This window comes from Rhodococcus sp. IEGM 1381 (assembly GCF_030056795.1).
GTDB lineage: Bacteria > Actinomycetota > Actinomycetes > Mycobacteriales > Mycobacteriaceae > Rhodococcoides.
Genome location: NZ_JASHKQ010000001.1, coordinates 1,844,216 through 1,866,677 on the forward strand (window position 1 = coordinate 1,844,216; position 22,462 = coordinate 1,866,677).

The following is a 22,462-nucleotide window of genomic DNA, read 5'->3' on the forward strand; positions in this document are numbered from 1 at the left end:
AGCGTCGAACTACTCGACCAGAGCGACCGAGGTGATGCGATGCAGGGTGAAGCGCCGCACCCCTCCCGTGGCGGGGTCGAACGCGTCGAGTTGACCGCCGCCGATGCTGATCGGATCGACGATCCGGTGGGTCGCGACCCCCTGTGCATCGACGTAGCCGATGCTGACGCTGCGTTTGACCTTGGCTGCGGTCTGCAGCAGCGTCATCGTCGCGGTACTGCTCGCGCGCGACCCGTCGGCGCGCACCACCGCGCCGCCGTTGCCTGCGGCCCGGTCGGCTGCGCGCATCCCACGCACCAACGAACCGAGCTGTTCGTCGGTAGGGACAGCCGGAGTACGGAACGTCTGGCGTGGCCGCCTCGCCGATACCCGCGACCCGCGGGCGCGCAGATCGACGATGGTGCCGGACGAGTCTTCACCCGCAGGGGCGAACCCGGCCCCGGCCAGCACCGTGAGCACCTCGGCGAGCGGGGCCTGCGAGATCGCGACGGTCGGGGCGAGGGCTCGAAGGGCAAGCGACTCGGCTGCGGGCGAGGCCATCACCTCGGCCAACAGTGCGGGATCCTCGCATCGGACGAACGAGGCGGCGACGCCTGCTCGCAAGCGGCCGTGTCGACGCGCCACGTCGTCGATCAGGTAGGTCAAGGCCTGCGGCACCGGCGTGCGTGAGTGGGTCGCGAACAACGCGTGCAGCTCCGACGCGCTCAATCCCACATCGAGGGCGCGGCGCAGGCTCGTGTCGCTGATGCGGTACATCGTCGCCGCGCCTGCCGATTCGACATCGGCAACCAGCGCGATCCGATCCTGCAGGTCCGGCTCCAGCGGACCGGGTGCCACCAGTGTGAGGTCGGCTTGGACCAGCACGTAGTCGATGGGTTCGGGCAGGGCCGCGCGCATGTCGGCCTCGGCGTTGCCGTCGTGCAGCAACGAGCGTCCCGGGGTCGACATCGCTCCGCGGGCGACGATTCCCAGTGCGGTTGCTTCGGCGATGACGTGTCCGACCGGTGTGACGCCGAATCGTCCGGACCATCGGGGACGACGCCACGCCAGGATCCGGGCGAGATCCGCCGGCTGGGCCGAGTGTCCGCTGCCGAGTTCGGTGAGCAGTTCCAGGATCATCCGTCGATCCCGCGGTGCTGCCGGAGAGCGGACTTCCTCGGACAGGGCGGCGATGGGCTTGTCGTTGGGGTCGCGCATCCCGATGACCCACGGTGCCCGCGGCACCTCGAGCCAGGCGGAGGCGAGCGTGTGCCAGCGGGCCGCCGGGGCAGCGGTGAGCCAGGCGTCGACCGCGGGTGTGGGAGCCCAGTAGTCGTCGCCGGTGTCGGACGCGGGAACTGGGTCCGGTGTTCCGCTGGAGATCAGATGCGCTGACGCGAGCAGTTCGACGAGAATGCTGACTCGGTCGTCGTCGAGGCCGGTTGCCTTGGTGATCTTGCGGAGCTCGCGCACGCCCAGTCCGCCTGCCTTGAGAGCAGGGGCAGGCGAGCTGGACAGGGCTTCGATGATCAGGACGCAGTGCCTGCCCAGTTCGAGGGCCTCGCCTGCGGCAGCGGCATCGACGTCGGTGAGCGACTGTGTCTTGGTGGTGAGCTTCGGCTCGGCGAGCGACCGTGGATCGGACATCGGCTCGCCGCGCAGAATCTGACCCACCTGGACGGGCAGCTCGACGGTTTGCTCGTCCAACCAGATCAGCAGGCCGGCGGCGAGCAGCTTCTGGACGGGCCGGTCCGGCGGAGTGCCCGGTGCCGCGTCTCTGGTGCGGCCGGTCGGGGACGATCTGGCGAGGGTGTCGAGCAGATTGCGTTCCCCCTCGCCGAGTTCGGCGAGAGCTGCGGTGATGTGTGATTCGGTGAGATTGTCGACCGGATCGAGCGCGCGTCCGATGCGCCACGGCACGGCGTCCGCGGCGGCCGCGCTGATCCGGAGGCCGGACGCGTCGCCCCACACCAGCAACCGCTCGCGGAGCTGGGCCAGCGCCTTGTCGACGCTCTTGGCCGGTGCCCGTTTGGCCACGACGGCCAGTAGTGCGGTGCGAGTGACAGGCCGTTCGTAGGCCTCCTCGATGGCTAGGATCTCGAGGACGGTCAAGGCGAGTGTGTCGAGGGTGTCCGCGGTGTGCAGAATCGACCGTCGCTGCTCGGCCCGTCCGGCGAGTACGGCCAGGGAGGCGGGCGGCGGCGCGGTCAGATCCGGACGCAGAGACATGGCCTTGATCAGCTCGGCGTCGGAGCGAGCTGCGATCCACTGGGGTAGATCGGGGGGCGTGTCGGTGTGTCGAGGCACAGTCGTGTCGGTCATCGCCTATCAGATTAGAGACCTGGGCTGGTGCTCGCCGCAGTGCAGGTGTCAAAATAGGCGCATGGTGAACAAGTCGAAGAAGCCCTATGTCGATCCAGGCTGGCCGGACACCGCTCGCGGTGACCATGCGGTGACCGAACTCTCGTCCGCTCGATCGGGTGGCTTGTCGCCCTTCGGCGAGGACACGGAGTTCCCGCTGCCCGTCGAAGACCTGCCCTATGCGCATCCGGTGACCGTGGTCAACCGCTAGCAAAGGCCACGCAGTACCGAAAAAGCCCCCGACGATGTCGGGGGCTTTTTCGTACGAGATGCGAACCGTCGCGGGCGCTTACTGAGGCAGGAATGCCTTGTTGGCCTGGTAGAAGTTCACGACCTGCGGATCGAGCTGGATGCCCTGCGCTGCGTTCTGGACGAACGAGGCGATCGCCGGATCGTTGGTGAGGTTCTGGACGGCGGTGACGATGCCGTTGACGACCTCCGTGGAGCTGTCGACTGCTGCCGACAGTTCGGGGACCGCGGGAACTGTGGGTGCCTTGGGGGTGACCGGAACGCTGCGCTCGGACGGCGCGCTGCTCAGGCCGAGGCTCGAGGAGCAGGACGGCCATGCGCCCCAGCCCTGCGAGTCGAGGACCTTCTCTGCGACTGCGATCTGCTCTTCGCGGCTGGCCTGGTTGGCCGTGGCTGCGTACTGCTGGCCGCCGTGCGAGTTCCAGGTGCTGGGGGAGAACTGCAACCCGCCCTGGAAGCCGTTTCCGGTGTTGATGCCCCAGTTGCCGCCGGCTTCACACTGTGCAAGGCGATCCCAGTCGGAATCCGGTGCCGCGTTCGCGGTGCCGGTGAAGGCGATGCCCGCGGTGCCCATGATGGCTCCGGTGACAGCAACCTTGGCGACGGTCTTGCCAGTGGTGCTCGGCTTGCGATGACGTCCGCTCATACGAGTTGAAATCCTCTCCACACGCGCCTGCGAGGTCAGCTGTCGGGTTCGGGCTGAGAGGTAGCCCGGCCTTTTCGCTCATTCTTCTCGAATGGGCAATTGGGCTTCACCCCAAGGGAAGTCGGTGCAACTTCGTGAGTTGCGACAACTTCCCGGTTGTCCGTGGAGGACGTGGGTCCCCCGTCCTCGTCCCCTGGGTGATCGTCGAGGGTGTTCCGGTATCCGCGGGACGAGGTTTGGCGCTGCGGACCGGAGTTCGGCCGAACTTTCCGGCCGCTGCTGACCGTACTGAAATTCCCGGCTTACGTCACTATTTGGTAACTGTCGATTTCGCGGCATCGTCGCGAGCACATTTCTCAGCCCTTTCAGGCCTCTCGCGTCTGCCCAGCTAGTGGACGTGGCGGGCAGTGAACCCCGGTCCGTTGCCGACCCGTTACCCCACCGTTATGTGATGGAAGTCACAGCGGCCGAGAGCCATCCGGAAGATCACCGAACGGCAACGATGTCCTTGCCGAGGGGCATCAGTGATACGGGGATCAACTTCAGGTTCGCGATCGCGAGTGGAATGCCGATGATGGTGATCGCCATTGCGATCGCGGTGACCACGTGAGTCAGTGCCAACCACCATCCGGCGAGGATCAACCAGAGCACGTTCCCGATGAGCGCGCCGGACCCGGACCCTGGCTTGTCGACGATCGTCGACCCGAACGGCCACAGTGCGTACACACCGATACGGAACGACGCGATGCCGAACGGGATGGTCACGATCAGGATGCACAGCAGAAGACCGGCGAAGAAGTAACCGATGGCCAGCCACAGTCCACCGAAGACCAGCCAGATGATGTTCAGAAGCAATCGCATGAGCTACCGGGCCCGCCGTCCGGACGCCAGCGCGTACACCAGAGCCAGCACGAACCCGGCCGGTGCCGAGAACATGGCCGTCAGATACAGGCTCAGCGGGGGCTTGGCGTCGGAGAAGATCGGAAACAGCAGGATCGCGACGATGGCGACGAGGCCTATCGCGAACAGTACGAGCGCGATGCGCAGCAGAACGGTGCTGCTCTTACGGGTCGGTGTGTCCACGTGCACCACGGTAGTGCGAAGTGCGGGGTGCGAAGAACTCGAATGCTCTATCGGGACCCACCGCGCTAGACTGGTGTATTCGCGTCCTACGTTTTCGTGGGGCGCGAAATTTGTGCAGACCGCAGGTCCGAACATCGGGCCGGCGAACAACGAAACGACCGACAGCAACAGATGAACGGGTGAGCTCAGTGCCGACCGGCAAGGTGAAGTGGTACGACGTCGACAAGGGATTCGGATTCCTCTCACAGGAGGAAGGCGAGGACGTCTACGTGCGTTCGTCGGCGTTGCCGGAGGGCGTCGAGGGCCTCAAAGCCGGTCAGCGCGTCGAATTCGGCATGGCCGCGGGCCGTCGCGGACCGCAGGCGCTGAGCTTGAAGGTGCTCGAGCCGGCACCATCGTTGCGGCAGAACACCGGTAGCACCCGCCGTGAACCCGTCGAGCGCAAGCACACGCCCGACGAGCTGCACGGGATGGTCGAGGACATGATCACACTGCTCGAGGCGACGGTGCAGCCCGAACTCCGCAAGGGCAAGTACCCCGATCGCAAGATCGCGCAGCGAATCTCCGAGGTCGTTCGCGCCGTCGCCCGTGAGCTCGACAGCTGATATCCACCGAAACTACGGGCGGGTGCCGATCGACCAGATGGCGTGGCTGACGAACCCTTCTTGATTGGTGTCGGTATCGATGATGCCGGTCGGCAAGCGCACCTCGATGCCGAGCAGCGTCCGGTTGCTGTCGTCCTTCGTGGGAACCGTGACGCTGAGCTTGGTGTCCGGCTCGTTGAACTCGGCGTTCTCCACCACATCGCCACTGTCGTCGCCGTAGACCACGGCGAGCACCCACGGTGCGGAGTAGATGGGGGCCGGCAGCGAGAGCTGCACGGTCCTGGCGGTGCCTACCTGGATCTCGGTGGTCTCACCGACGTTGGTGCACAGCGGGTCGCTGACCGCGCAGTACAGATACGGCTCCACCACGACGGCGCGTCCGTTTGCGTATGCGGTGACGGTCGGTTCCTTCTCCGGTGCTTTCCCGATCAGCAGGGCGAGCACCGCGACGAACGCGACGGCGATGACGACGAGACCGGCGGCGGTGATCGCCGCGATCTTCTTGGTGCGGGGAGCGAGATTCACTTGGTCACGTTTTCGCCGAAGGAGCCGTCGGACATTTCTTGTTCGACGTGATCGGGGCGGTTGCCGCCGAAGCCGGGTAGAAGCGATTTGCCGCGGTAGGTGAGGAAGGTCTGCACGAGGCCGATCGTAAGCAACACCGACACGACGGTGAAACCGAGCCAGTATTCGGTGGGCAGCAGCACACCGAGCGTGCCGCCCAGAACCCAGCACAACTGCATGACGGTTTCCGAGCGGCCGAATCCCGACGCGATCGACTCCGGCGGCAGATCGGCCTGTAGGGATGCATCCAGCGAGACCTTGGCCAGCGCGCTGGCGCTCGACGCCACCAGCGCTGCCACGGCTGCGGTGAGCAGGCTGTCGGTGATCGCAGCGACGACTGCCACCACCGTCACCGCGATGGTGCACCGCAAGACGACCAACGACGGCCGGCCGAGCTTGATCCTGGCACCGAGCGCGTTGCCCCCGAAGTTGCCGAGACCGGCGGCGGCTCCGACGAGTCCGAGCATCGCGGCCTGCTGCAGCGGTTCGTGTTCGGTGCGGGATTTGGCAACGAACGCGATGTAGAGCGTCAGGAAGCCGGTGAGGATACGGATGGTGCCGTTTCCCCACAGTCCCACGATGACGGCCCGTCCCAGGGGCTGTCTCCGGTTCTTGGTGCTGCTCGGCGGCGTGCGGCGCAGATTTTCTGTCGGGGCACTGCTTCCGGCGAAGTCGCTGCCGCTGTGCTGTTCGGCGTGGTAGCTCAGGGTGGCCGGCACTTCACCCTCGGTGATCTCGACCCAGGACGGGATCTGCATGCTGAGGTAGCCGCCGAGCACCGTGATCGCGGCGACGAACCACAGCGTGCCGGGTGAGCCTGCGACAAACGCGATGCCGCCGGCGACGGCCCCTGCCGCGATGGTGCCACCGAGCAGGCCGAAGACCGTGAGCCGAGAATTGACGCGGACGAGGTCGATCTCCGGCGGTAGCACCCTCGGTGTCACCGCACTCTTGAGGACTGCAAACGACTTGCTGAGCACGAGCATGCCGAGCGCGGCGGGGTACAGCACCCAACTGTCGAAGTTGAACACCAGCACCACCGCCAGCACTGTGCGCAACCCGAACGACGTGGCCAGCGCGATGCGTCGACCGTGTTGAAGGCGGTCGAGCAGCGGCCCGATCAACGGGGCGATCAAAGCGAAAGGCGCGATGGTGATGACGAGATAGAGCGCGACCTTGGTCTTGTCCTCACCGGTGGCCGCAGAGAAGAAGAGTGTGTTGGCCAAGGCGATGGCCAACGCCGCGTCCGACGCGAAGTTCGCCATGGTCGCGTAGGTCAGCGCCGTCAATCCGGACTTGTCGGCACCGTCGGCTTTCGCCGCTCGCTGGAACGATGCGATGCCCTTGCCGGTGAGCTCGCGGCCGCGCATGGCGGCGACGCGCGTGACGGTCAGCTTCTTGGGCATCGGCGGGGGCTTGCGAGTGCCGGTCCGGCCACGCGGAGCGGTGATCTTCTCGGTCCGCGGCGGATGCAGAGGCGGCAACGGTTCGCGGCGACTCGGAACATGGGCGGAGGCAGCAGTCGGGTAGTTGGCCAGACCCGGATGATCCGAATGATCAGGAGCGGAGCCTGCGGAGTGAACCTGTTCGGGGTCGTCCGCACCCGGTGGGGTGTGGGGGAGACGGGGATCGGTCACGGGGTCAATTCTGTCCTACGGGCGCGGTATCGGTGAATCGCACCTCGAAGATCTTGGGCCAGAATTTTCCGGTCACGAGGAATCGGTCTGTACCCGGGATCTGCGCGATGCCGTTGAACACGTCGGCTCCGCCTCGATCGGCTGCAGACATCGAATCCCACAGGGGTGTGCCGTCGATGACGGCCGTCACCTTCCCGGTCTCGGGGTCGATGCGCATGATGTCGAATGTCTGCCACACATTGGCGTAGATCGAGCCGTCCTCGGCACATTCGAGCTCGTTGAGGCGTTCCACCGGTTTGCCGTCGAGCGTGACGTCCACCGTGTCGACGGCGTCGAAAGAGGTGGGGTCGCGGAAGGTCAGAGTGGATGTGCCGTCGCTCATGACGAGGCGGACGTTCGGTGTTCCTCGACCCTGTGTTCCTCGGCCCTCGGTGCAGAGTCCCCAGCCTTCGCCGTCGTAGTTCACTCGACGCTGCTCGGTCAGGGTGTCCCGGTCGCGGGCGATGGCGACTCCGTCTTGCCAGGTGATCTGCCACAGGGTGTCCCCGTCCACGGTGATCCCTTCGCCGAAGAGGTCGGACGGCAGATCGACCCGCTCCAGCTCGGTCATGTTCTCGAGTGAGGTGCGCCTGACGAACGACGAGCCTTCCAGCCCGGTGCCCTCGTAGAGCACATCACCGTCGATCTCGAATCCCTGGGTGAACGCGTCGTCGCCGCGGTCGTATTCACGCACGACTTCTGCAGTCAGGGTCGGCACCGAGTCGGAGGTCGTCGGAGCTGCGGTCGTCGATCCCGATGTCGACGAGCAGGCGGTGACCGCCAGTGCAGAGGTCAGGACGGCGGCGAAGGTGCGGGCACGGACGGTCATTGCATCCATGATGGCAGCCCGAACTGGGCGTCACCGAGTCGATGCGGCAAACTGAATGTGTGAGTTTCGTATCTTCTCCAGAGCTCGATTTCATCCGCCCCGTCTTGGCCGATGCCGTGGACCTCGCGCGGCAGGCTCTGCTCGACCTGGGAGAGGGCGGTGTCGGCGAGTATCTCGGGGTCACCGTCGAGGACGCCAGCGCGGCCACTCACCGGTTCGCCAGCGATCTCGAGGGCTATCGGGGGTGGCAGTGGGCCGTCGTGGTCGCGGCCCCGGAGGACGCCGATCGCGCCACGGTCAGTGAGCTGGTTCTGCTGCCTGGCCCCGACGCTCTGGTGGCACCGTCCTGGGTGCCCTGGGACGAACGCATCCGTCCCGGCGATCTGGGACCGGGCGATCTGCTGTCTCCGCGGCAGGACGACCCACGGCTCGTCCCGGGCTACGTCGGCTCCGGTGATCCCGCCATCGACGATGTTGCCGGCGAGATCGGTCTCGGGAGAACGAAGGTCACCAGCCTCGAAGGACGTCTCGACGCTGCCCAACGCTGGCACGACGGTGATTTCGGTCCCGATGCCGAGATGGCCAAGGCTGCGCCGTCGACGTGTGGGCTCTGCGGCTTCTACCTGCCCATCGCCGGATCGTTGTCTGCCGCATTCGGAGTGTGCGGCAACGAATTCGCAGCCGACGGGCACGTGGTGCATGCCGAGTACGGTTGCGGTGCGCATTCCGATACCGAATTGCCGACCGGAGCAGGATCACCGCAGTTCGAGCCGTACGACGACGCGGCTCTCGACGTCACCGTAGCGCCGACGCCTCCGGCCGAGACGAGTTCTCCGGACGAGTCCAGTGCGTCGCACGAGACAACCGACAGTGCCGACCCGAGCGACGCGCCGACAGGCACAGCCGATGCGCAGATCGAGGCAACGGCACCGCAGGACGAGGCGCTCGAGCTGGAGGACACGACGGCTGCGGAAGTTCCCCACTCCGATGTGACAGAAGATGCTGTGCACGAAGAGGATTCGGTATCTCCGAGCTGATCGACCCGTTCGATACCGGGTCGCTGCGCGAGTCGATTCTCGCGGCCTGGGGCTCGTCGCCCACGCGGCTTCGCGAGGATTCGGCGTCCGAATCCGATTTGGTGCGCGGAGGCTACCGCGATCGGCTGTTGACCGAGCTCGCGCAGAACGCTGCGGACGCGGCGTCGCGGGCGGGTGTTGCGGGCCGGTTGGCCGTGTGGACCGATGATGCCGGTTGCATTCACATCGCCAATACCGGTGCTGCGCTCGATGTTTCGGGTGTACATGCACTGACGGCGCTGAGAGCGTCGGCCAAGACTGCTGTAGATGGCGGCGTCGGGCAGTTCGGAGTCGGTTTCACCGCGGTGCGATCGGTGTCCGACGAGATCGAGGTGCGATCGCGTGACGGCGGTGTGCTGTTCAGTGCGCGGCGCACCTCGGCCGCGCTGCGCGAGCGCGGGATGGCCATGCCCGAGGCAGGCGTGCCGGTACTGAGGTTGGCATGGCCGGTGGAGGAACCCCCCGCTGCGGGGTTCGACACCGAGATCGTGTTGACACCGCGAGCGGCTCCGGACGCGGAGTCCTTCGTGTCCGGATATGCGGACGAGGCTGTCGATTTGCTGCTCGAACTCGAAGCGCTCGACTCGATCGACATCGAAGGCGATGTGATCGACTGCGTCAGAACGATACTCGACGCCCAGAGTGCCGACATCGCGATCGGGTCGCGAACATGGCGACAGTTCACCACCCCTGCCGCGCGATGGCTGGCTCCGGTTGTTGACGGTTTACCCGTTCCTGCGTCGCCCGACGTGTTGCGGGCTCCCACCCGGTCGGACGAGCTGTTGTCGTTGCCCGCGTTGGTGATTGCCGATGTGCCGATGCAGCCGGACCGGCGACGCGTGCTGCCGGGTGTCTCGTTCGATGCGGTGGCACGCGGGTACGCGGATTTCGTAGCGTCACTGCCGGCAGCGTCGAGAGTGTCGTTCGTGCCCGAGGTCGTATTCGCTCGAAGCGAGGTCGATGGGCATTTGCGAGAGCTGATCTTCCGCCGATTGTCCAGCGCACCATGGCTTCCCGGTGCACACGGGCATGACCTCGTGCCCGAGCGGTCGAATGTCGTCGCGGACGCCTCCGAGGAACTCGCCTCGGTATTGATCGACGTCGTACCCGATCTGGTCGACGCGACGCTGTCGGGGGCGCGCCACGCGTCGGCGCTCTCAGCGGTGGGGGTGCACCGGATCGGATTGGCCGCTCTGGCGGAGATGCTCGGTGGTCTGGGCCGTGAGCCGCAGTGGTGGCAGCAGCTGTACGACGCGTTGACACCCCTCGTCGTCGACGGCGTCGCTGCGGAAGAGCTTGCTGCCCTCCCTGTTCCGCTGGCAGACGGCCGCACGGTGACCGGTGCGCGAACAACGGTGATCGGCTCCGACGCCTCGGCGGCGGTGACGTGGGTGCGTCTGGTGCATCCGGGTGCAGTGAGTCCGCTGCTGACGCGGCTCGGTGCCCGCGCGGCTACCGCATCCGAATTGCTGACGGACCCGGCCCTCGAGTCGGCGCTCGACGATCTCGACTGGGACAGCCGCGACGACGTCGAGACCCTGGTCGATGCCGTTCTCGCCCTGGCCGCGGAGGCGGGTGAACTACCTGGCTGGATCGGTGGCCTGCCACTCGAAGACGAGCACGGCGAGCTGCGTAGTGCCGACGAATTGTTGCTTCCCGGAGCGCCGTTGGCGGATCTGCTGGTGCAGGATTCACCGTTCGGCGTACTCGCGCCGGCGGTGGTGACGAGGTTCGGTGAGCGGGCGCTGCGTGCGGTGGGCGTCGGGTGGGGTTTCTCGGTGGTGCGCGACGAGCTGCCGACCGGGCCGGATCACGACCTCGACGACGAGTCGGCGTGGTGGTCCGGCCTGTCCGCGGAACCGGAGACGCTGCTCGCAGTCCGAGATCTCGATCTCGTTCGTTCGGACGCGTGGTCCGAGGCGTTGACCGTTCTGCTCGACGATCCGAGTACCGGCGCGGCACTGACCGATCGCGACGGCTACACCGCGTGGTGGCTCAGGCGTCATGCGCGGATGCAGAGGGTGCCCCTGAGTGCGTTCCGAGCGCCGTCCGACGAGACATTCGCAGGCCTGCTCGATCCGCTGGATCACCCGCGCGCCGACGAGCTGTCGGCCGTACTCGGCGCATCGACCTGCAACAGCGTCGAGACCGCCCGGACACTGATCCAGGCTCTGTCGGATCCACGGCGGAGTCCGACCCCGGCGGTGATCGCACGTACTCACACGCTGATTGCGACCGCGGTTGTCGACGGTCTCATCGACATTGCCGACATCGACCCACCGGATCGAGTCCGCACTCTCGGCGGAGCGGTCATCGACGCGTCGGATGCGTTGGTGATCGACACGCCGTGGCTGGCAAGCGTCGTACCGCCGGAGGCTGCAGTTCTCTCGGACATGGCTACCGCGGCCGCTTTGGCAGACGTTCTCGACATCAGGCCGGCGTCGAAGGTAGTCAGCGGAGAAGTGCTCGGAGTCGGACGCGTCAGCTCTTGGGACCGCGAACCCGGAGCGGTATTGGCCTGTGCAGTAATGGGATCGACGCTGCCATCCGGAGGGGTGGTGGTGCACCGGGAACTGGTGGTCCGATTGACCGGGGACATCAGTGGTGACCACGCCGTGCCTGTATGGGTTACCGCAGACGGAACCGTGCACTGCGCGGAGAGTTGGGAGCGACCTCGTGGGCTTTGACGCCACAGTGCTGGACTGGATGGTCGAGCATCGAGTCGACTGGCTCACTACGGTGTTCTGGATCGTCACCACACTCGGCAACACGGTGTCGATGTTTCTGTTGTCCGCGGTGGTCGTCGTTGCGGTGCTTCGCCTCGGACGCAGATCGGATGCCGTTGTCGTCGCGGGTTCGATGCTCACCGGCTGGGGTCTGATGAATGCGCTCAAATTCGCATTCGCGCGGGAGCGTCCACCGATTCCGGAGCGGCTGGTGGATATTGCGAGCCATTCGTTTCCGTCTGGCCACGCGATGATGTCGATGTTGCTTGCCACGGTGGCGATCGCGGTGATACTGCGATCGTCCACTCCGTGGCTGCATCGGCCGGTACTGCGTGCGCTACCGGTGGTCGCGGCCCTGCTGATCGGATTCTCTCGGATCTATCTGGGTGCGCATTGGACCACGGACGTACTGGCCGGCTGGGTGTTCGGTGCCCTGTGGGGGCTGGGATGGATCTATGCCGTCAAGCTGATCAGCGCGAGAAATCCGAGCGCTGGGCGATGACGAGCAGCTCGTCGCGCATGGCCGGGCTGGAGACAGCGTTGGCGCGTGCGTAGAGGGCGCGGAGCGAGCGGACGTGGTTACGGCGATTGCGGTACTGAGCGACGATCTTCATGGCCTGGCTTTCGTGGATCGAGAGGTTATCTGAACTGACATAACCCATGGTCCACGTTAACTTTGTGTTACTCAACCGGCTGAGGGGTTAGTTTGCCCACGTCAGGGCGGTGTGGTGATCGAGCTAACGTGATGCTGGTCTCAATCGAGGCCGCGCTGGGCGGTTTTACTTCCGCGACGTGACGCCGCTCTCTGTATCAGGAAGATTCCGAAGCCTACGGCACCGACCGCCAGTCCCGACCAACATGTCGCGAGTGCGTCATCGGTGCGGTCTCCGGTGGCGGTGAACACCACCAGCGCGACGATCCAGCCGAGTATGCCGATCGCCAACACCGGCACCGGATCGGTGAGGCTGCGCGGGATCTGGGGGAGGTCGGCCACAAAATCACGCTACGCCACCATATTTCCCCAAGTCTCGCAGTGTGCTTTATCGTTCGCTCATGCAATTGTCGTCGCGGCTACTCGACAACTACTTCAAGATCACCGAGCGCGGCTCGACGGTGGGGTCCGAGGTGCGGGGAGGCGTGGTCACTTTCGTGGCCATGGCCTACATCGTCGTCCTGAATCCGTTGATCCTCGGTAGTTTCTCAGCCGACGACGCAGCGGCCAAGACCGACGTGCTCGGCAACATCCTGCCGGTGGCCCAGGTTGCCGCCGTGACAGCGCTGGTCGCCGGGTTCATGAGCATCGCATTCGGCATCATCGCGAACTACCCCTTCGGTATCGCGGCGGGCCTTGGCATCAACACGTTGCTTGCCGTGACCATCGCACCGCAGGTGACGTGGCCCGAGGCGATGGGGCTGGTGGTCATCGACGGCATCATCATCGTGCTGCTGGCCGTCACCGGATTCCGCACGGCGGTCTTCAACGCGATCCCGGCGGAGCTCAAAGCTGCGATCGCCGCCGGTATCGGCGCGTTCATCGCGTTCATCGGGCTGGTCGACTCCGGCTTCGTGCGCCGTATCCCCGACGCCGCAGGTACGACGGTTCCCGTCGGGCTCGGCATCGACGGGTCGATTGCGTCGTGGCCGACGGTCATCTTCGTGTTCGGGCTGTTGCTCATGGGTGTACTCGTAGTGCGCAAGGTCCGCGGGGGACTGCTGATCGGCATCGTCGTCACGACGATCTTCGCGGCGATCATCGAGGCCGTCACCGATGTGGGGCCCTCCAACGGCGTCGACCCCAAGGGATGGAATCTGTCGGTGCCGCAGTTGCCGAGTCAGTTGGTGCAGTCTCCCGATTTGTCGCTGGTCGGCAACGTCGATCTCTTCGGAGCGTTCACTCGCATCGGCGTACTGGCCGCAAGCCTGTTGGTCTTCACGCTCGTGCTCGCCAACTTCTTCGATGCGATGGGCACGATGACCGGCCTGGGCAAAGAAGCGAATCTGGACAAGGATGGAAAACTGCCGAACATCGGCAAGGCTCTGGTGGTCGAGGGTGCCGGAGCGATCGTCGGTGGCGGTGCGTCGGCGTCGTCGAACACAGTGTTCGTGGAATCGGCGTCCGGAATCGCCGAGGGTGCCCGCACCGGGCTGGCCAACGTGGTTACTGGACTGCTGTTCTTGCTGGCCATGTTCTTCACTCCGCTCACGGCCGTCGTCCCGATCGAAGCGGCCGCTCCGGCCCTGGTCGTGGTGGGTGCGCTGATGATCGGGCAGGTACTCGATATCGACTTCAAGCGCTTCGATTACGCGCTGCCCGCCTTCTTGACCATCGTGGTGATGCCGTTCACGTATTCGATCGCCAACGGGATCGGCGTCGGTTTCATCACCTGGGTCGTGCTGGCAGTCGGTTCCGGCCGCGCTAAGTCGGTACATCCCCTGTTGTGGATTGTTGCACTGCTGTTTGTTGCATATTTCGCGGTCGGACCCATCACCGAGGCGGTTACATGACGCGCGGTCGGTACCAAGGCGTATTCTCTGCGCTGTGACGTCGGGAAACATAGTTAAAGACAATCGGGAATTGGCAAGCGATCTGTCGCTTGCGGTGGTGAGGTTGACTCGTCACCTTCGGGGTAGGCGAGTGGACTCGCAAGTGTCACTGACTCAGCTGTCCGCTTTGGCCACGCTGAGTCGGGAGGGCGACATGACGCCCGGTGCGTTGGCTGCGCGGGAGAAGGTGCAGCCGCCGTCGATGACGCGGGTGATCGCGTCGTTGGCCGAACTCGGCCTCGTGGTGCGCACGCCGCACCCCACCGATGGACGCCAGGTGATCGTCTCGCTGTCGCCTGCCGGTCAGGAGCTGATCGCCGACGAGGCGAGCGCGCGCGAGGCATGGATGACCGCGCAGCTCGCGGGCCTCACGGCCGAGCAGCTCGGCGTTCTGCGTGACGCGGTGAACATCATCGGTGCCCTGGTGAGCGACTCCGAGTAGTTACCTAGGTTTATTATTTGAATGGTGGCCCCTGCTTCCTCTACGTCCGGTTCGTCGATGTTCGCTGCTCTGAAGACTCGCAACTACCGATTGTGGGCGTCAGGGCAGATCGTCTCGCTGGTCGGAACGTGGATGCAGCGGGTTGCCCAGGACTGGCTCGTGCTGACGCTGTCCGGCGGCAACGGCTTCGCCGTCGGCATCGTCATGGCCCTGCAATTCGGGCCGACGCTGTTTCTCTCGGTGTGGGGCGGAGTACTCGCAGACCGGTACGACAAGCGCAAGCTCCTCATGATCACCCAGGTGTTCGCCGCAGTCTGCGGTCTGGTGCTCGGCGTGCTCGACGTCGGCAACATGGTCGAGCTGTGGCACGTCTACGTCATTGCCTTCATCCTCGGCTGCTCGTCCGCCATCGACGCGCCGGTGCGCCAATCGTTCACCATCGAGATGGTCGGCAAGGAAACTCTCTCCAACGCGATCGCGTTGAACTCGATGACCTTCAACATGGCGCGGATCGTCGGGCCTGCAGTGTCCGGGGTGCTGATCACCCTCGTCGGTACCGGCTGGGTGTTCCTGATCAACGCGGTGTCGTTCGCCGCGGTGTTCGGTGCCCTGGTGGCGATGAACGTCGGACAACTGTTCCGTGTCGAACCGGCCCCGCGAGCCAAAGGTCAGGTGCGGGAGGGCTTTCGGTATGTCTGGGGGCGGGGAGACCTGCGAGTGTTGCTGGCGACGGTGTTCATGGTCTCGACGTTCGGTCTCAACTTCCCCCTGAGTCTGTCGGTGTTGGCGCGCAACACGTTCGGTAGCGGTGCCGACGCATACGGATTGCTCTCGACCACCCTCGCGGTCGGCACGTTGGCGGGAGCGACCCTGGCGGCCCGGCGTGCCACGGCCCCGCGATTGCGGCTCTTCATCGGTGCAGTCATCGCGTTCGGGCTGTTCGAGCTACTCGTGGGGTTGATGCCCACTTACGTTCTGGTGGCAATCCTGTTGGTGCCCACCGGCGCATTGACGCTGACGTTCACGACGTCGGCGATGAACATTCTGCAGATGTCGGTACCGTCCGACATGCGCGGACGCGTGATGGGCATCTACATGCTGTGCTTCCTGGGCGGAACCCCGCTGGGCAGCCCGGTGCTCGGCTGGCTCGCCGACGTCCTCGATCCACGCGCACCGCTCGTGTTCGGCGGCGTCATCTCACTGGCCACGGGGCTGTTCGCAGCCGTGTATCTGCTGCGGCACAACAACTTGCGGATCACCGTGTTGCCGCCCGCCGACGGTCACCGGCTGCCCACCCTCGACACGGTGGCCGTCGGAAGCAAGGTCTGACGCTCGTCAGATCCAGCCGTGACGCCGGGCCAGTGCGCAGGCCTCGTGCCGATTCGCCGCGCCGAGCTTCGCAGCGGCGGCGGACAGATAGTTGCGAGTGGTCCCCGGCGACAGATGCGCGCGTTGTGCGATCTCCGCGATCGATGCGCCGTCGGCGGCGAACTCGAGCACATCGGCCTCACGAGGTGTGAGCGGTGAGTCCCCGGCCCCGATGGCTTCCGCGGCGAGCGTCGGATCGACGTAGCGCCCGCCGCCGTGCACGGTGCGCACCACCTCGGCCAGGGTGGCGGCCGAGGTGGTCTTCGGCAGGAACCCGCGCACTCCGGCCTCCAGTGCCTTCTTCAGGTAGCCCGGTCGACCGTGGCTGGTGACGATGATCGACGCACAGGAGGGCAACGTCTCGGCAATCTTCTGGGCCGTCTCGATGCCGTCGATCCCGCCCATCTGCAAGTCCAGCACCGCCACGTCGGGTGTGAGTGCGGCCGCCGCGGTCAGTGCCATCTCTCCGGAGTCGGCTTGACCGACGATCTCGATATCGTCCTCGAGGTCGAGCATGGTCGCCAGCGCCGATCGAATCAGATTCTCGTCGTCGGCCAACAGGACTCGGATCATGTTGTGGTCCTAGGGTTCTGGGGCGATGTCGGCAACGTCGCCGTGAGGGAGAAGTCGTCGCTGGTCTTTTCCGCGGTCAAGGTGCCGCCCACTGCGACCAACCTTTCGCGTAGGCCGCTCAGGCCGGTGCCGTCGTCGCGGCCGGCCGATGGTTGCGGATGATCGTTGATCAGTCGAATGCTGTTGTCGGTCAGCTCGATTCGGCAGTAGGTGGCCTCGGAATGTCGCAGGATGTTCGTGACTCCCTCGCGGACCACCCAGGCGGCCGCCTCGGCCGCGCGCTCGGACAGGACCGATGTCTCGCCGACCAGTTCGGTGGAGATGCCTGCGGCGGACAGCAGCGATCGAGCTCCGTCGAGTTCCGACGCCACATCGACCGATCGGTAGCCCCGCACCAGCTTTCTGGCGTCGGCCATGGATTCCTGGGCCAGGAGGCGAACCTCGTCCATCTGGCCTGCCGCTCGGTCGTCACCCCGACGAGCCAGCGTGGCGGCGAGTTCGCTCTTGACGGCGATGGCCGAGAGTGCGCGTCCGACGACATCGTGCAGATCTCGCGAGAATCGCAAACGCTCCTCGGCAACCGAGAGTGCGGCGGCGGCGTCGCGGGTGGCGTCGAGTTCGGTGACGATGCGCAGCAACCAGGCCGACAATTGGGCGGTGCAGGCCATCGCGCCGATGAAGCCGCCCACGAGTATGGCGTCGGGCATCGGTGTTCCCAGGGCCATAGCGACGGCAGCGACGAGGACGGAGGCCATCAGGTACCACCGCAGCGCAAGCACGGTTCCCGCCGCGCTTGCGAGGATGACCACGGCGCCGAGCCTGGTGGTGGTGTCGCCGATCACCATAGCGACGGCGGCGGCGACACACATGATGGCCAACGGGATCCGAGGGCTTGCCTTCGACGCGCCTCCGAGCGCGGCAGTTCGTTGCACGGTCGCGAAACCTGCTGCAGCGCAGACGCCGATTGCCGTGACCGACAGGTAATCCTCGTTCGTCACCGACACCGCTATGGTTCCGACGGCGATGGCGACGATGATCAGCAGAAACGATTGGCGGGTGTACACGCGAACCTTGTCCACTGCACTGCTGTCGTCCCAGCCGTGCAGTGGGTTGAGGTATTCGTGCAACTTCATGGTCTCCAGCCTTGCAGACGGTGGTGTCCCGGTGTGATCTAGGATCGCGGTTCCCAGCGGAAGTGCGTTCGGCCGATCAGCAAGCTGCCGACGATCCAGGCCAGCATCACCGCCAGCGGCATCGCGGCCTCGGAGAAGGTGGCGGCGAAGCCGATCGACGCCTCGCCGGGGGTCGTGGTGCCGAACCAGCCGAGGTTCAACAGATCCGACACGGCAGCCATCGGAGTGAGTTCGACGAATCGGCTGAACGACTCGGGAAGGACCTCGCGCAGCATTGCCGAGCCGGCCATGGCGATCAGGATGACCGGCAGGCTGGTGATCTGGGCGGCCTCGGCGTTACGAGTGAACGCGGAGGTGATCAGCGCCAGAGCCGCGAACAACGCGGCACCACCTAGAAGTGCGACGGCGACGAGCAGGGCATTGGTGGGAACCGGTCCACCGAAGGCCAGCACCACTGCGCTGACGACCAGGCCGAGGATTACGGTCAGTATCAGGGAGGGTATCGCTGGGCCGAGGAGGATCTGGACGTCCGAACTCTCTCCGGTACGAAGTCGCTTGAGCACCAACTCGTCTCGACGCGTCGCGTAGATCGAGAGCATGTTGTAGAACACCATGAACACCAGGAGAATCAGTACGAAGAGTTCCAGCGCGCCCGCAACGACCACATCGGTCAATTCGTTGGCCTTGCCGACGGCCAGTAGGGCTATCGGTATCACGAGCGGCAGAACAATCGCGTTGAAGAGTAGTACTCGGTTGCGTCCGAGCAGTGTGAACTCTGCTCGCGACAGGGCGGTCATCGTGCTCATGCGCTCATCACCTCGGTCTTGTCATTGGCTGGGTCGTTCACAGTGGAGTTGTCGAATTCGTCTGCGATGGAGAGGAACACGGTCTCCAGCGACGCCGCTCGGGCGTCGAGACCGTGCAAGGTCACCCTGTTGTCCCGAGCCCAAAGCAACAGGTCGGTCAAGGTGTCCTGTACCGAGGCTGTTTCGATCGACACGGTGTCACCGGAGACGTCCATCGACGTACCCGGCAGCGACGGCAGCGCCGTGCCGGGAGCCTTCAATTCGATCTTCGCCGGATGGTCGGCGACCACCTCGTCCACGGTGCCACTGCGAACAACTTTGCCGCGGTGCATGATAGCGAGTCGATCGCACAGCGACTCGGCCTCGTCCAGGTAGTGCGTCGTCAACATGATCGTCACGCCGGAGTTCTTCAGCTCCTGTATCAACCGCCATGTGTTGCGGCGACTTTCGGGATCGAGACCGGTGGTGGGCTCGTCCAGGAACAGGATGCGCGGACGGCTGATGATCGCGCAGGCGAGGTCCAGCCTGCGCTGCTCGCCGCCGGAGAGAAACTTGACCCGAGTATCGGCGCGATCGGCCAGGTCGACGCGACCGAGCACCTCGGTCACCGGCAACGGATCGCTGCAGGTGCCGGCCCACATCCGCAGACTCTCGGCGGTCGTCAGATCCTGTGGCAGGCCGCCCTTCTGCAACATGATGCCAAGAGCGGGGCGCACCTTACGTCGATCGGCAACCGGATCCATTCCCATGATCCGCACCGTGCCCTTGCTGGGCCGCGAAAGGCCCTGAATCACTTCGAGAGTGGAGGTCTTGCCGGCCCCGTTGGTGCCCAGCAATCCGAACAGCTCACCCTCGGCGATATGTAGATCGAGAGCCTGGACGGCCTCGTACGCGTTCTTGCCCGAGCCGTAGCGACGCGTCATGCCGTCGACATCGATGATGGTCATGATTGCTTTCCCCACTGGCGCATTCCGATGACGAACCGAACGCCCATGAAGGCGACGATGACGCCGAGTGCGACGCACGCCGGAAGCGAAGTACCGACGACCGCGAACAGCACGGCAACTATGGCAAGGCTGATGACGATGACGACGATCTCACGTGCCATGGTCGGAGCCGGTCCGAGCTCCATCAGATCGGTGAACAGATTTCCTTCGTCTGGTTGTTTCATGACTACGAGTCTGCTGCGCCCGAACCACCGAAAACAGTGCAGCGCATCATGACCTGAAGTGACACCGTCACGGTCCAGCCATGACAAAAGTCATGCTCTGTCATTGCCTCCGACGCTGTAGTCGAAGAGACGGTCCGATGGGAAGCCATGGCGGACCTCAGCGCCGAGCACGTCTTCGTTCGGCCCCACTGCCCCTGGCGGAACCGCAAGGTCGAGCGTGACAACCGCACGCTGCAGGTCGGGTGGGCACACCGGCAGTTCTTCCTCACCAGCGCCGAGCGCAGCAACGCTCTTACCCCCTCGCGCGAGTTTCACAACACTGGACGAGCCCCCTCATCCACTGGAGGCCTTCCCCCGATCAGCCGACTGTCATGAACGTGTCAGGCGAGTACAACTAGGCTCGCGAAGCGGACTCCGGCAAGCAAGGCGGCGGCGCCGTACAAAGACTTGAAGAAAAATTGGCCTAGCTGTCGATTCGGCAGCGGGATGTTCGTCGTAGTCAATGACGGAGCCGGACAGACCGGCCCGCGACCTAATGCAGGAGGCAGCTCCATGTCCCAGTACGCGATCCTCATCTACGAAGACCCGGCGTTCTACGCGAACATCTCGCCCGAGGCGTGGCCCGCGGTGATCGACGCCCACAGCAAGTTCGTCGAGCAGGTCTTCGCGCTCGGTGGTTCCCTGGTGGGCGGGCAGGCGCTGGCGCCCCCGACGACTGCCACCTCGATCAAGGGCGGCGCCACGGTGACGGACGGGCCGTTCGTCGAGACCAAGGAGGCCCTCAACGGCATCTACGTCGTCGAGGCGCGCGACCTCGACCACGCCGTCGAGATCGCCAAGCTGTGCCCGGCCCCGGCCCCCGGCGGCGGCGTCGAGGTCCGCCCGGTCGTGGATCCGACGACGAACCCGTTCTGACCGCTCCGAGCGACGATGCGACCGCGTCCGCCGTGCAGGCGGACGCGGTCGCTGCCGCGCTGGCGCATGCCCACCGCTCCGAGTGGGCCTTCGTGCTGTCCGCCACGGTGCGCGTCGCAGGCGACCTGGACGTCGCGGAGGAGTGCGCGCAGGAGGCGTACGTCAGCGCGCTGCAGGCTTGGACCCGGGACGGCGTCCCGGAGCGGCCCGGCGCGTGGCTGACCACCGCGGCGCGGAACAAGGCGCTCGACCGGCTGCGTCGCGAGGTCACCCTCCGGCGCAAGCTCCCGCTGCTCGTGGAGCCGGCCACCGTCGATCCGCACGACCCGGCCGACCTGGACTGGCACGATGCCGCCGTGCCGGACGACCGGCTTCGGCTGGTGTTCACCTGTTGCCACCCCACCCTCGCTCCCGAGGCCCGCATCGCCCTCACCCTGCGCCTGGTCTGCGGCGTTCCCACGCCCGACGTCGCCCGGGCCTTCCTGGTGTCCGAGCCGACGATGGCGGCACGGATCACCCGGGCCAAGAAGAAGATCTCTCAGGCGCGGATCCCCTACCGGGTTCCGGGCCGGGCGGAGCTGCCCGAGCGCCTGGACAGCGTGCTCACCGCCGTCCACCTTCTCTTCAGCACCGGCCACACGGCCGGAGAGGGGGACGCGCTCGTCCGAGAGGAGCTCTGCGACCGGGCCCTGTACCTCGCGCGCACCCTCGCCGCGCTGCTCCCCGAGCAGGCCGAGACCCGCGGTCTGCTGGGCCTGCTGCTCCTCACCGACGCGCGCCGGGCCGCCCGGACCGCCGAGCAGGGCCGGCTACTTCTGCTCGCCGACCAGGACCGGACGCGATGGGACCAGCGCGCGATTCTGGAGGGGCTCACGGTGACGGCCGGGGCGCTGGCATCCGGCCCACCGGGGCGGTTCACCCTGCTGGCGGCGATCGCCGGTGTGCACGCGATGGCACCGTCCGTGGAGCAGACCGACTGGCCGCGCGTCGTGCACCTCTACGACCGGCTGCTGGCGGTATGGAACACCCCCGTGGTCGCGCTCAACCGTGCCGCCGCCGTGGCGTTCGCCGACGGTCCGGCCGCCGCCCTGCCGCTCCTCGACGAGCTGTCGACCGATCCCCGGCTCGCCGACTACCCGTACCTTCCCGCCACCCGCGCCGATCTGCTGCGCCGCCTCGGCGACGCCGCCGGCGCGGCTCAGTCGTACCGGCGCGCGCTGGAGCTCACGGCGAACACCGCGGAGCGCGCCTTCCTGGAGCAGCGCCTGGCCGAGGTCAGCCGCGCCGCCGGTGCCGAGCCCGCTCCCGGCTGAGGACGGCGGGTCGGCAGTCGCTGCAGCAAGTAGCGGGCGCGGTGGGTCTCGCGGTCCTGGTCAGCCTGGCCATAGGTCGCAGCGACGGATCCGGTCTGGACGGGGCAGCGGCCACCGTCGACGGATACCAGCTCGCGTTCACGGTCGGGACTGCAATCCTGGTCGTCGCCGCCGTCACATCCTTCGTCGTCCCGCGAGGCGCATCCCGTGCCTGATACTGCTCGTGCCTGATACTGCTCGTGCCGGATACTGCTCGTCGCCGGACCGGACGGGCGAGGCTGGACCCACATCAATCATCTGTTCGCCAAGGCGCAGCTACGTGATCGGGCTCAGGCAGAGCACTTCGCTTGCACCAACGGTTTGGCGGGATAAACGGCTCACCTGCGTGAACGCACGTGTTCGG

Annotated in this window: 25 protein-coding genes and 1 riboswitch; of the genes, 11 read left to right on the forward strand and 14 right to left on the reverse strand. The window is 65.9% G+C overall.

Going from position 1 to position 22,462, the window contains the following annotated elements; translation table 11 throughout:
- Positions 1-9 precede the first annotated feature (9 nt).
- Complete coding sequence (locus tag QM797_RS08670) at positions 10-2,301, reverse strand: helicase-associated domain-containing protein (protein ID WP_283274889.1); 2,292 nt, start codon at positions 2,299-2,301, stop codon at positions 10-12.
- Between the two features lie 61 nt (positions 2,302-2,362).
- Here QM797_RS08670 and QM797_RS08675 point away from each other — a divergent pair, with 61 nt between their 5' ends.
- The gene (locus QM797_RS08675) at positions 2,363-2,551 is read left to right on the forward strand and encodes a hypothetical protein (RefSeq protein ID WP_032395857.1); all 189 of its coding nucleotides are present in this window, start codon (positions 2,363-2,365) and stop codon (positions 2,549-2,551) included.
- A gap of 78 nt (positions 2,552-2,629) precedes the next feature.
- Here QM797_RS08675 and QM797_RS08680 read toward each other — a convergent pair whose 3' ends face one another.
- From QM797_RS08680 to QM797_RS08690, 3 genes are all read right to left on the reverse strand, one after another.
- Entirely contained in the window at positions 2,630-3,235 is a 606-nt protein-coding gene (locus QM797_RS08680; protein WP_283274912.1) for a transglycosylase family protein, read from the reverse strand.
- 8 nt (positions 3,236-3,243) lie between these two features.
- Positions 3,244-3,445: riboswitch (cyclic di-AMP (ydaO/yuaA leader) on the reverse strand.
- A gap of 276 nt (positions 3,446-3,721) precedes the next feature.
- Entirely contained in the window at positions 3,722-4,096 is a 375-nt protein-coding gene (locus QM797_RS08685) for a YccF domain-containing protein (protein ID WP_283274913.1), read from the reverse strand.
- 3 nt (positions 4,097-4,099) lie between these two features.
- Positions 4,100-4,318 (reverse strand): hypothetical protein, encoded by a 219-nt coding sequence (locus QM797_RS08690; protein ID WP_283274914.1) that lies wholly within the window; start codon positions 4,316-4,318, stop codon positions 4,100-4,102.
- Between the two features lie 188 nt (positions 4,319-4,506).
- Here QM797_RS08690 and QM797_RS08695 point away from each other — a divergent pair, with 188 nt between their 5' ends.
- On the forward strand, positions 4,507-4,923 hold the full coding sequence (locus QM797_RS08695; RefSeq protein ID WP_283275326.1) for a cold-shock protein: 417 nt from the start codon (positions 4,507-4,509) through the stop codon (positions 4,921-4,923).
- 12 nt (positions 4,924-4,935) lie between these two features.
- On the opposite strand, the gene QM797_RS08700 is transcribed toward QM797_RS08695, so the two are convergent.
- Genes QM797_RS08700 through QM797_RS08710 form a run of 3 tightly spaced genes read right to left on the reverse strand, consistent with a single transcriptional unit; the run spans position 4,936 to position 7,992 of the window.
- Positions 4,936-5,448, reverse strand: a complete 513-nt coding sequence (locus QM797_RS08700) for a DUF2771 family protein (RefSeq protein ID WP_283274917.1) — start codon at positions 5,446-5,448, stop codon at positions 4,936-4,938.
- Positions 5,445-7,124, reverse strand: coding sequence for an MFS transporter (locus tag QM797_RS08705; protein WP_283274919.1), 1,680 nt, complete (start codon positions 7,122-7,124; stop codon positions 5,445-5,447). The genes QM797_RS08700 and QM797_RS08705 overlap by 4 nt, the downstream gene beginning before the upstream one ends.
- Before the next feature lie 4 nt (positions 7,125-7,128).
- Complete coding sequence (locus tag QM797_RS08710; protein ID WP_502942279.1) at positions 7,129-7,992, reverse strand: glutaminyl-peptide cyclotransferase; 864 nt, start codon at positions 7,990-7,992, stop codon at positions 7,129-7,131.
- A 41-nt stretch (positions 7,993-8,033) separates the two neighbouring features.
- Here QM797_RS08710 and QM797_RS08715 point away from each other — a divergent pair, with 41 nt between their 5' ends.
- The 3 genes from QM797_RS08715 to QM797_RS08725 are packed head-to-tail and all read left to right on the forward strand — an operon-like array spanning position 8,034 to position 12,296.
- Complete coding sequence (locus QM797_RS08715) at positions 8,034-9,029, forward strand: DUF3027 domain-containing protein (RefSeq protein ID WP_283274924.1); 996 nt, start codon at positions 8,034-8,036, stop codon at positions 9,027-9,029.
- Positions 9,026-11,755 (forward strand): sacsin N-terminal ATP-binding-like domain-containing protein, encoded by a 2,730-nt coding sequence (locus QM797_RS08720; protein ID WP_502942303.1) that lies wholly within the window; start codon positions 9,026-9,028, stop codon positions 11,753-11,755. The genes QM797_RS08715 and QM797_RS08720 overlap by 4 nt, the downstream gene beginning before the upstream one ends.
- Entirely contained in the window at positions 11,745-12,296 is a 552-nt protein-coding gene (locus QM797_RS08725) for a phosphatase PAP2 family protein (RefSeq protein ID WP_283274929.1), read from the forward strand. The genes QM797_RS08720 and QM797_RS08725 overlap by 11 nt, the downstream gene beginning before the upstream one ends.
- Here the strand turns inward: QM797_RS08725 and QM797_RS08730 are convergent.
- Complete coding sequence (locus tag QM797_RS08730; protein WP_283274930.1) at positions 12,265-12,408, reverse strand: hypothetical protein; 144 nt, start codon at positions 12,406-12,408, stop codon at positions 12,265-12,267. The two genes, QM797_RS08725 and QM797_RS08730, sit on opposite strands and share 32 nt — an antisense overlap.
- Before the next feature lie 140 nt (positions 12,409-12,548).
- Entirely contained in the window at positions 12,549-12,788 is a 240-nt protein-coding gene (locus QM797_RS08735) for a DUF2530 domain-containing protein (RefSeq protein ID WP_057479284.1), read from the reverse strand.
- 59 nt (positions 12,789-12,847) lie between these two features.
- On the opposite strand from QM797_RS08735, the gene QM797_RS08740 reads away from it, so the two are divergent.
- From QM797_RS08740 to QM797_RS08750, 3 genes are read left to right on the forward strand one after another with little or no spacing between them, the layout of a single operon-like run.
- Positions 12,848-14,299, forward strand: coding sequence for an NCS2 family permease (locus tag QM797_RS08740; RefSeq protein ID WP_283274932.1), 1,452 nt, complete (start codon positions 12,848-12,850; stop codon positions 14,297-14,299).
- Positions 14,300-14,348: 49 nt separating this feature from the next.
- Positions 14,349-14,780: an Rv0880 family HTH-type transcriptional regulator gene (locus tag QM797_RS08745; RefSeq protein WP_283275328.1), complete on the forward strand. Its 432-nt coding sequence runs from the start codon at positions 14,349-14,351 to the stop codon at positions 14,778-14,780.
- Between the two features lie 57 nt (positions 14,781-14,837).
- Entirely contained in the window at positions 14,838-16,109 is a 1,272-nt protein-coding gene (locus tag QM797_RS08750; RefSeq protein WP_283274933.1) for an MFS transporter, read from the forward strand.
- Between the two features lie 6 nt (positions 16,110-16,115).
- Here QM797_RS08750 and QM797_RS08755 read toward each other — a convergent pair whose 3' ends face one another.
- Genes QM797_RS08755 through QM797_RS08775 form a run of 5 tightly spaced genes read right to left on the reverse strand, consistent with a single transcriptional unit; the run spans position 16,116 to position 19,831 of the window.
- Entirely contained in the window at positions 16,116-16,721 is a 606-nt protein-coding gene (locus QM797_RS08755) for a response regulator transcription factor (protein WP_283274934.1), read from the reverse strand.
- The gene (locus tag QM797_RS08760) at positions 16,718-17,854 is read right to left on the reverse strand and encodes a sensor histidine kinase (protein WP_283274935.1); all 1,137 of its coding nucleotides are present in this window, start codon (positions 17,852-17,854) and stop codon (positions 16,718-16,720) included. The genes QM797_RS08755 and QM797_RS08760 overlap by 4 nt, the downstream gene beginning before the upstream one ends.
- A 38-nt stretch (positions 17,855-17,892) precedes the next feature.
- Entirely contained in the window at positions 17,893-18,660 is a 768-nt protein-coding gene (locus QM797_RS08765; RefSeq protein ID WP_283274936.1) for an ABC transporter permease, read from the reverse strand.
- Positions 18,657-19,607, reverse strand: coding sequence for an ABC transporter ATP-binding protein (locus tag QM797_RS08770; protein WP_283274937.1), 951 nt, complete (start codon positions 19,605-19,607; stop codon positions 18,657-18,659). Before QM797_RS08770 ends, QM797_RS08765 begins: the two co-directional genes overlap by 4 nt.
- Positions 19,604-19,831, reverse strand: a complete 228-nt coding sequence (locus tag QM797_RS08775) for a hypothetical protein (RefSeq protein ID WP_283274939.1) — start codon at positions 19,829-19,831, stop codon at positions 19,604-19,606. Before QM797_RS08775 ends, QM797_RS08770 begins: the two co-directional genes overlap by 4 nt.
- 552 nt (positions 19,832-20,383) lie before the next feature.
- On the opposite strand from QM797_RS08775, the gene QM797_RS08780 reads away from it, so the two are divergent.
- Genes QM797_RS08780 through QM797_RS08790 form a run of 3 tightly spaced genes read left to right on the forward strand, consistent with a single transcriptional unit; the run spans position 20,384 to position 22,274 of the window.
- A complete protein-coding gene (locus tag QM797_RS08780; RefSeq protein WP_283274940.1) occupies positions 20,384-20,746 on the forward strand; it encodes a YciI family protein in 363 nt (120 codons plus the stop codon).
- A gap of 32 nt (positions 20,747-20,778) precedes the next feature.
- Positions 20,779-22,059 (forward strand): RNA polymerase sigma factor, encoded by a 1,281-nt coding sequence (locus QM797_RS08785; RefSeq protein ID WP_283274942.1) that lies wholly within the window; start codon positions 20,779-20,781, stop codon positions 22,057-22,059.
- A 41-nt stretch (positions 22,060-22,100) separates the two neighbouring features.
- Positions 22,101-22,274, forward strand: coding sequence for a hypothetical protein (locus tag QM797_RS08790; RefSeq protein ID WP_283274944.1), 174 nt, complete (start codon positions 22,101-22,103; stop codon positions 22,272-22,274).
- Positions 22,275-22,462 lie beyond the last annotated feature (188 nt).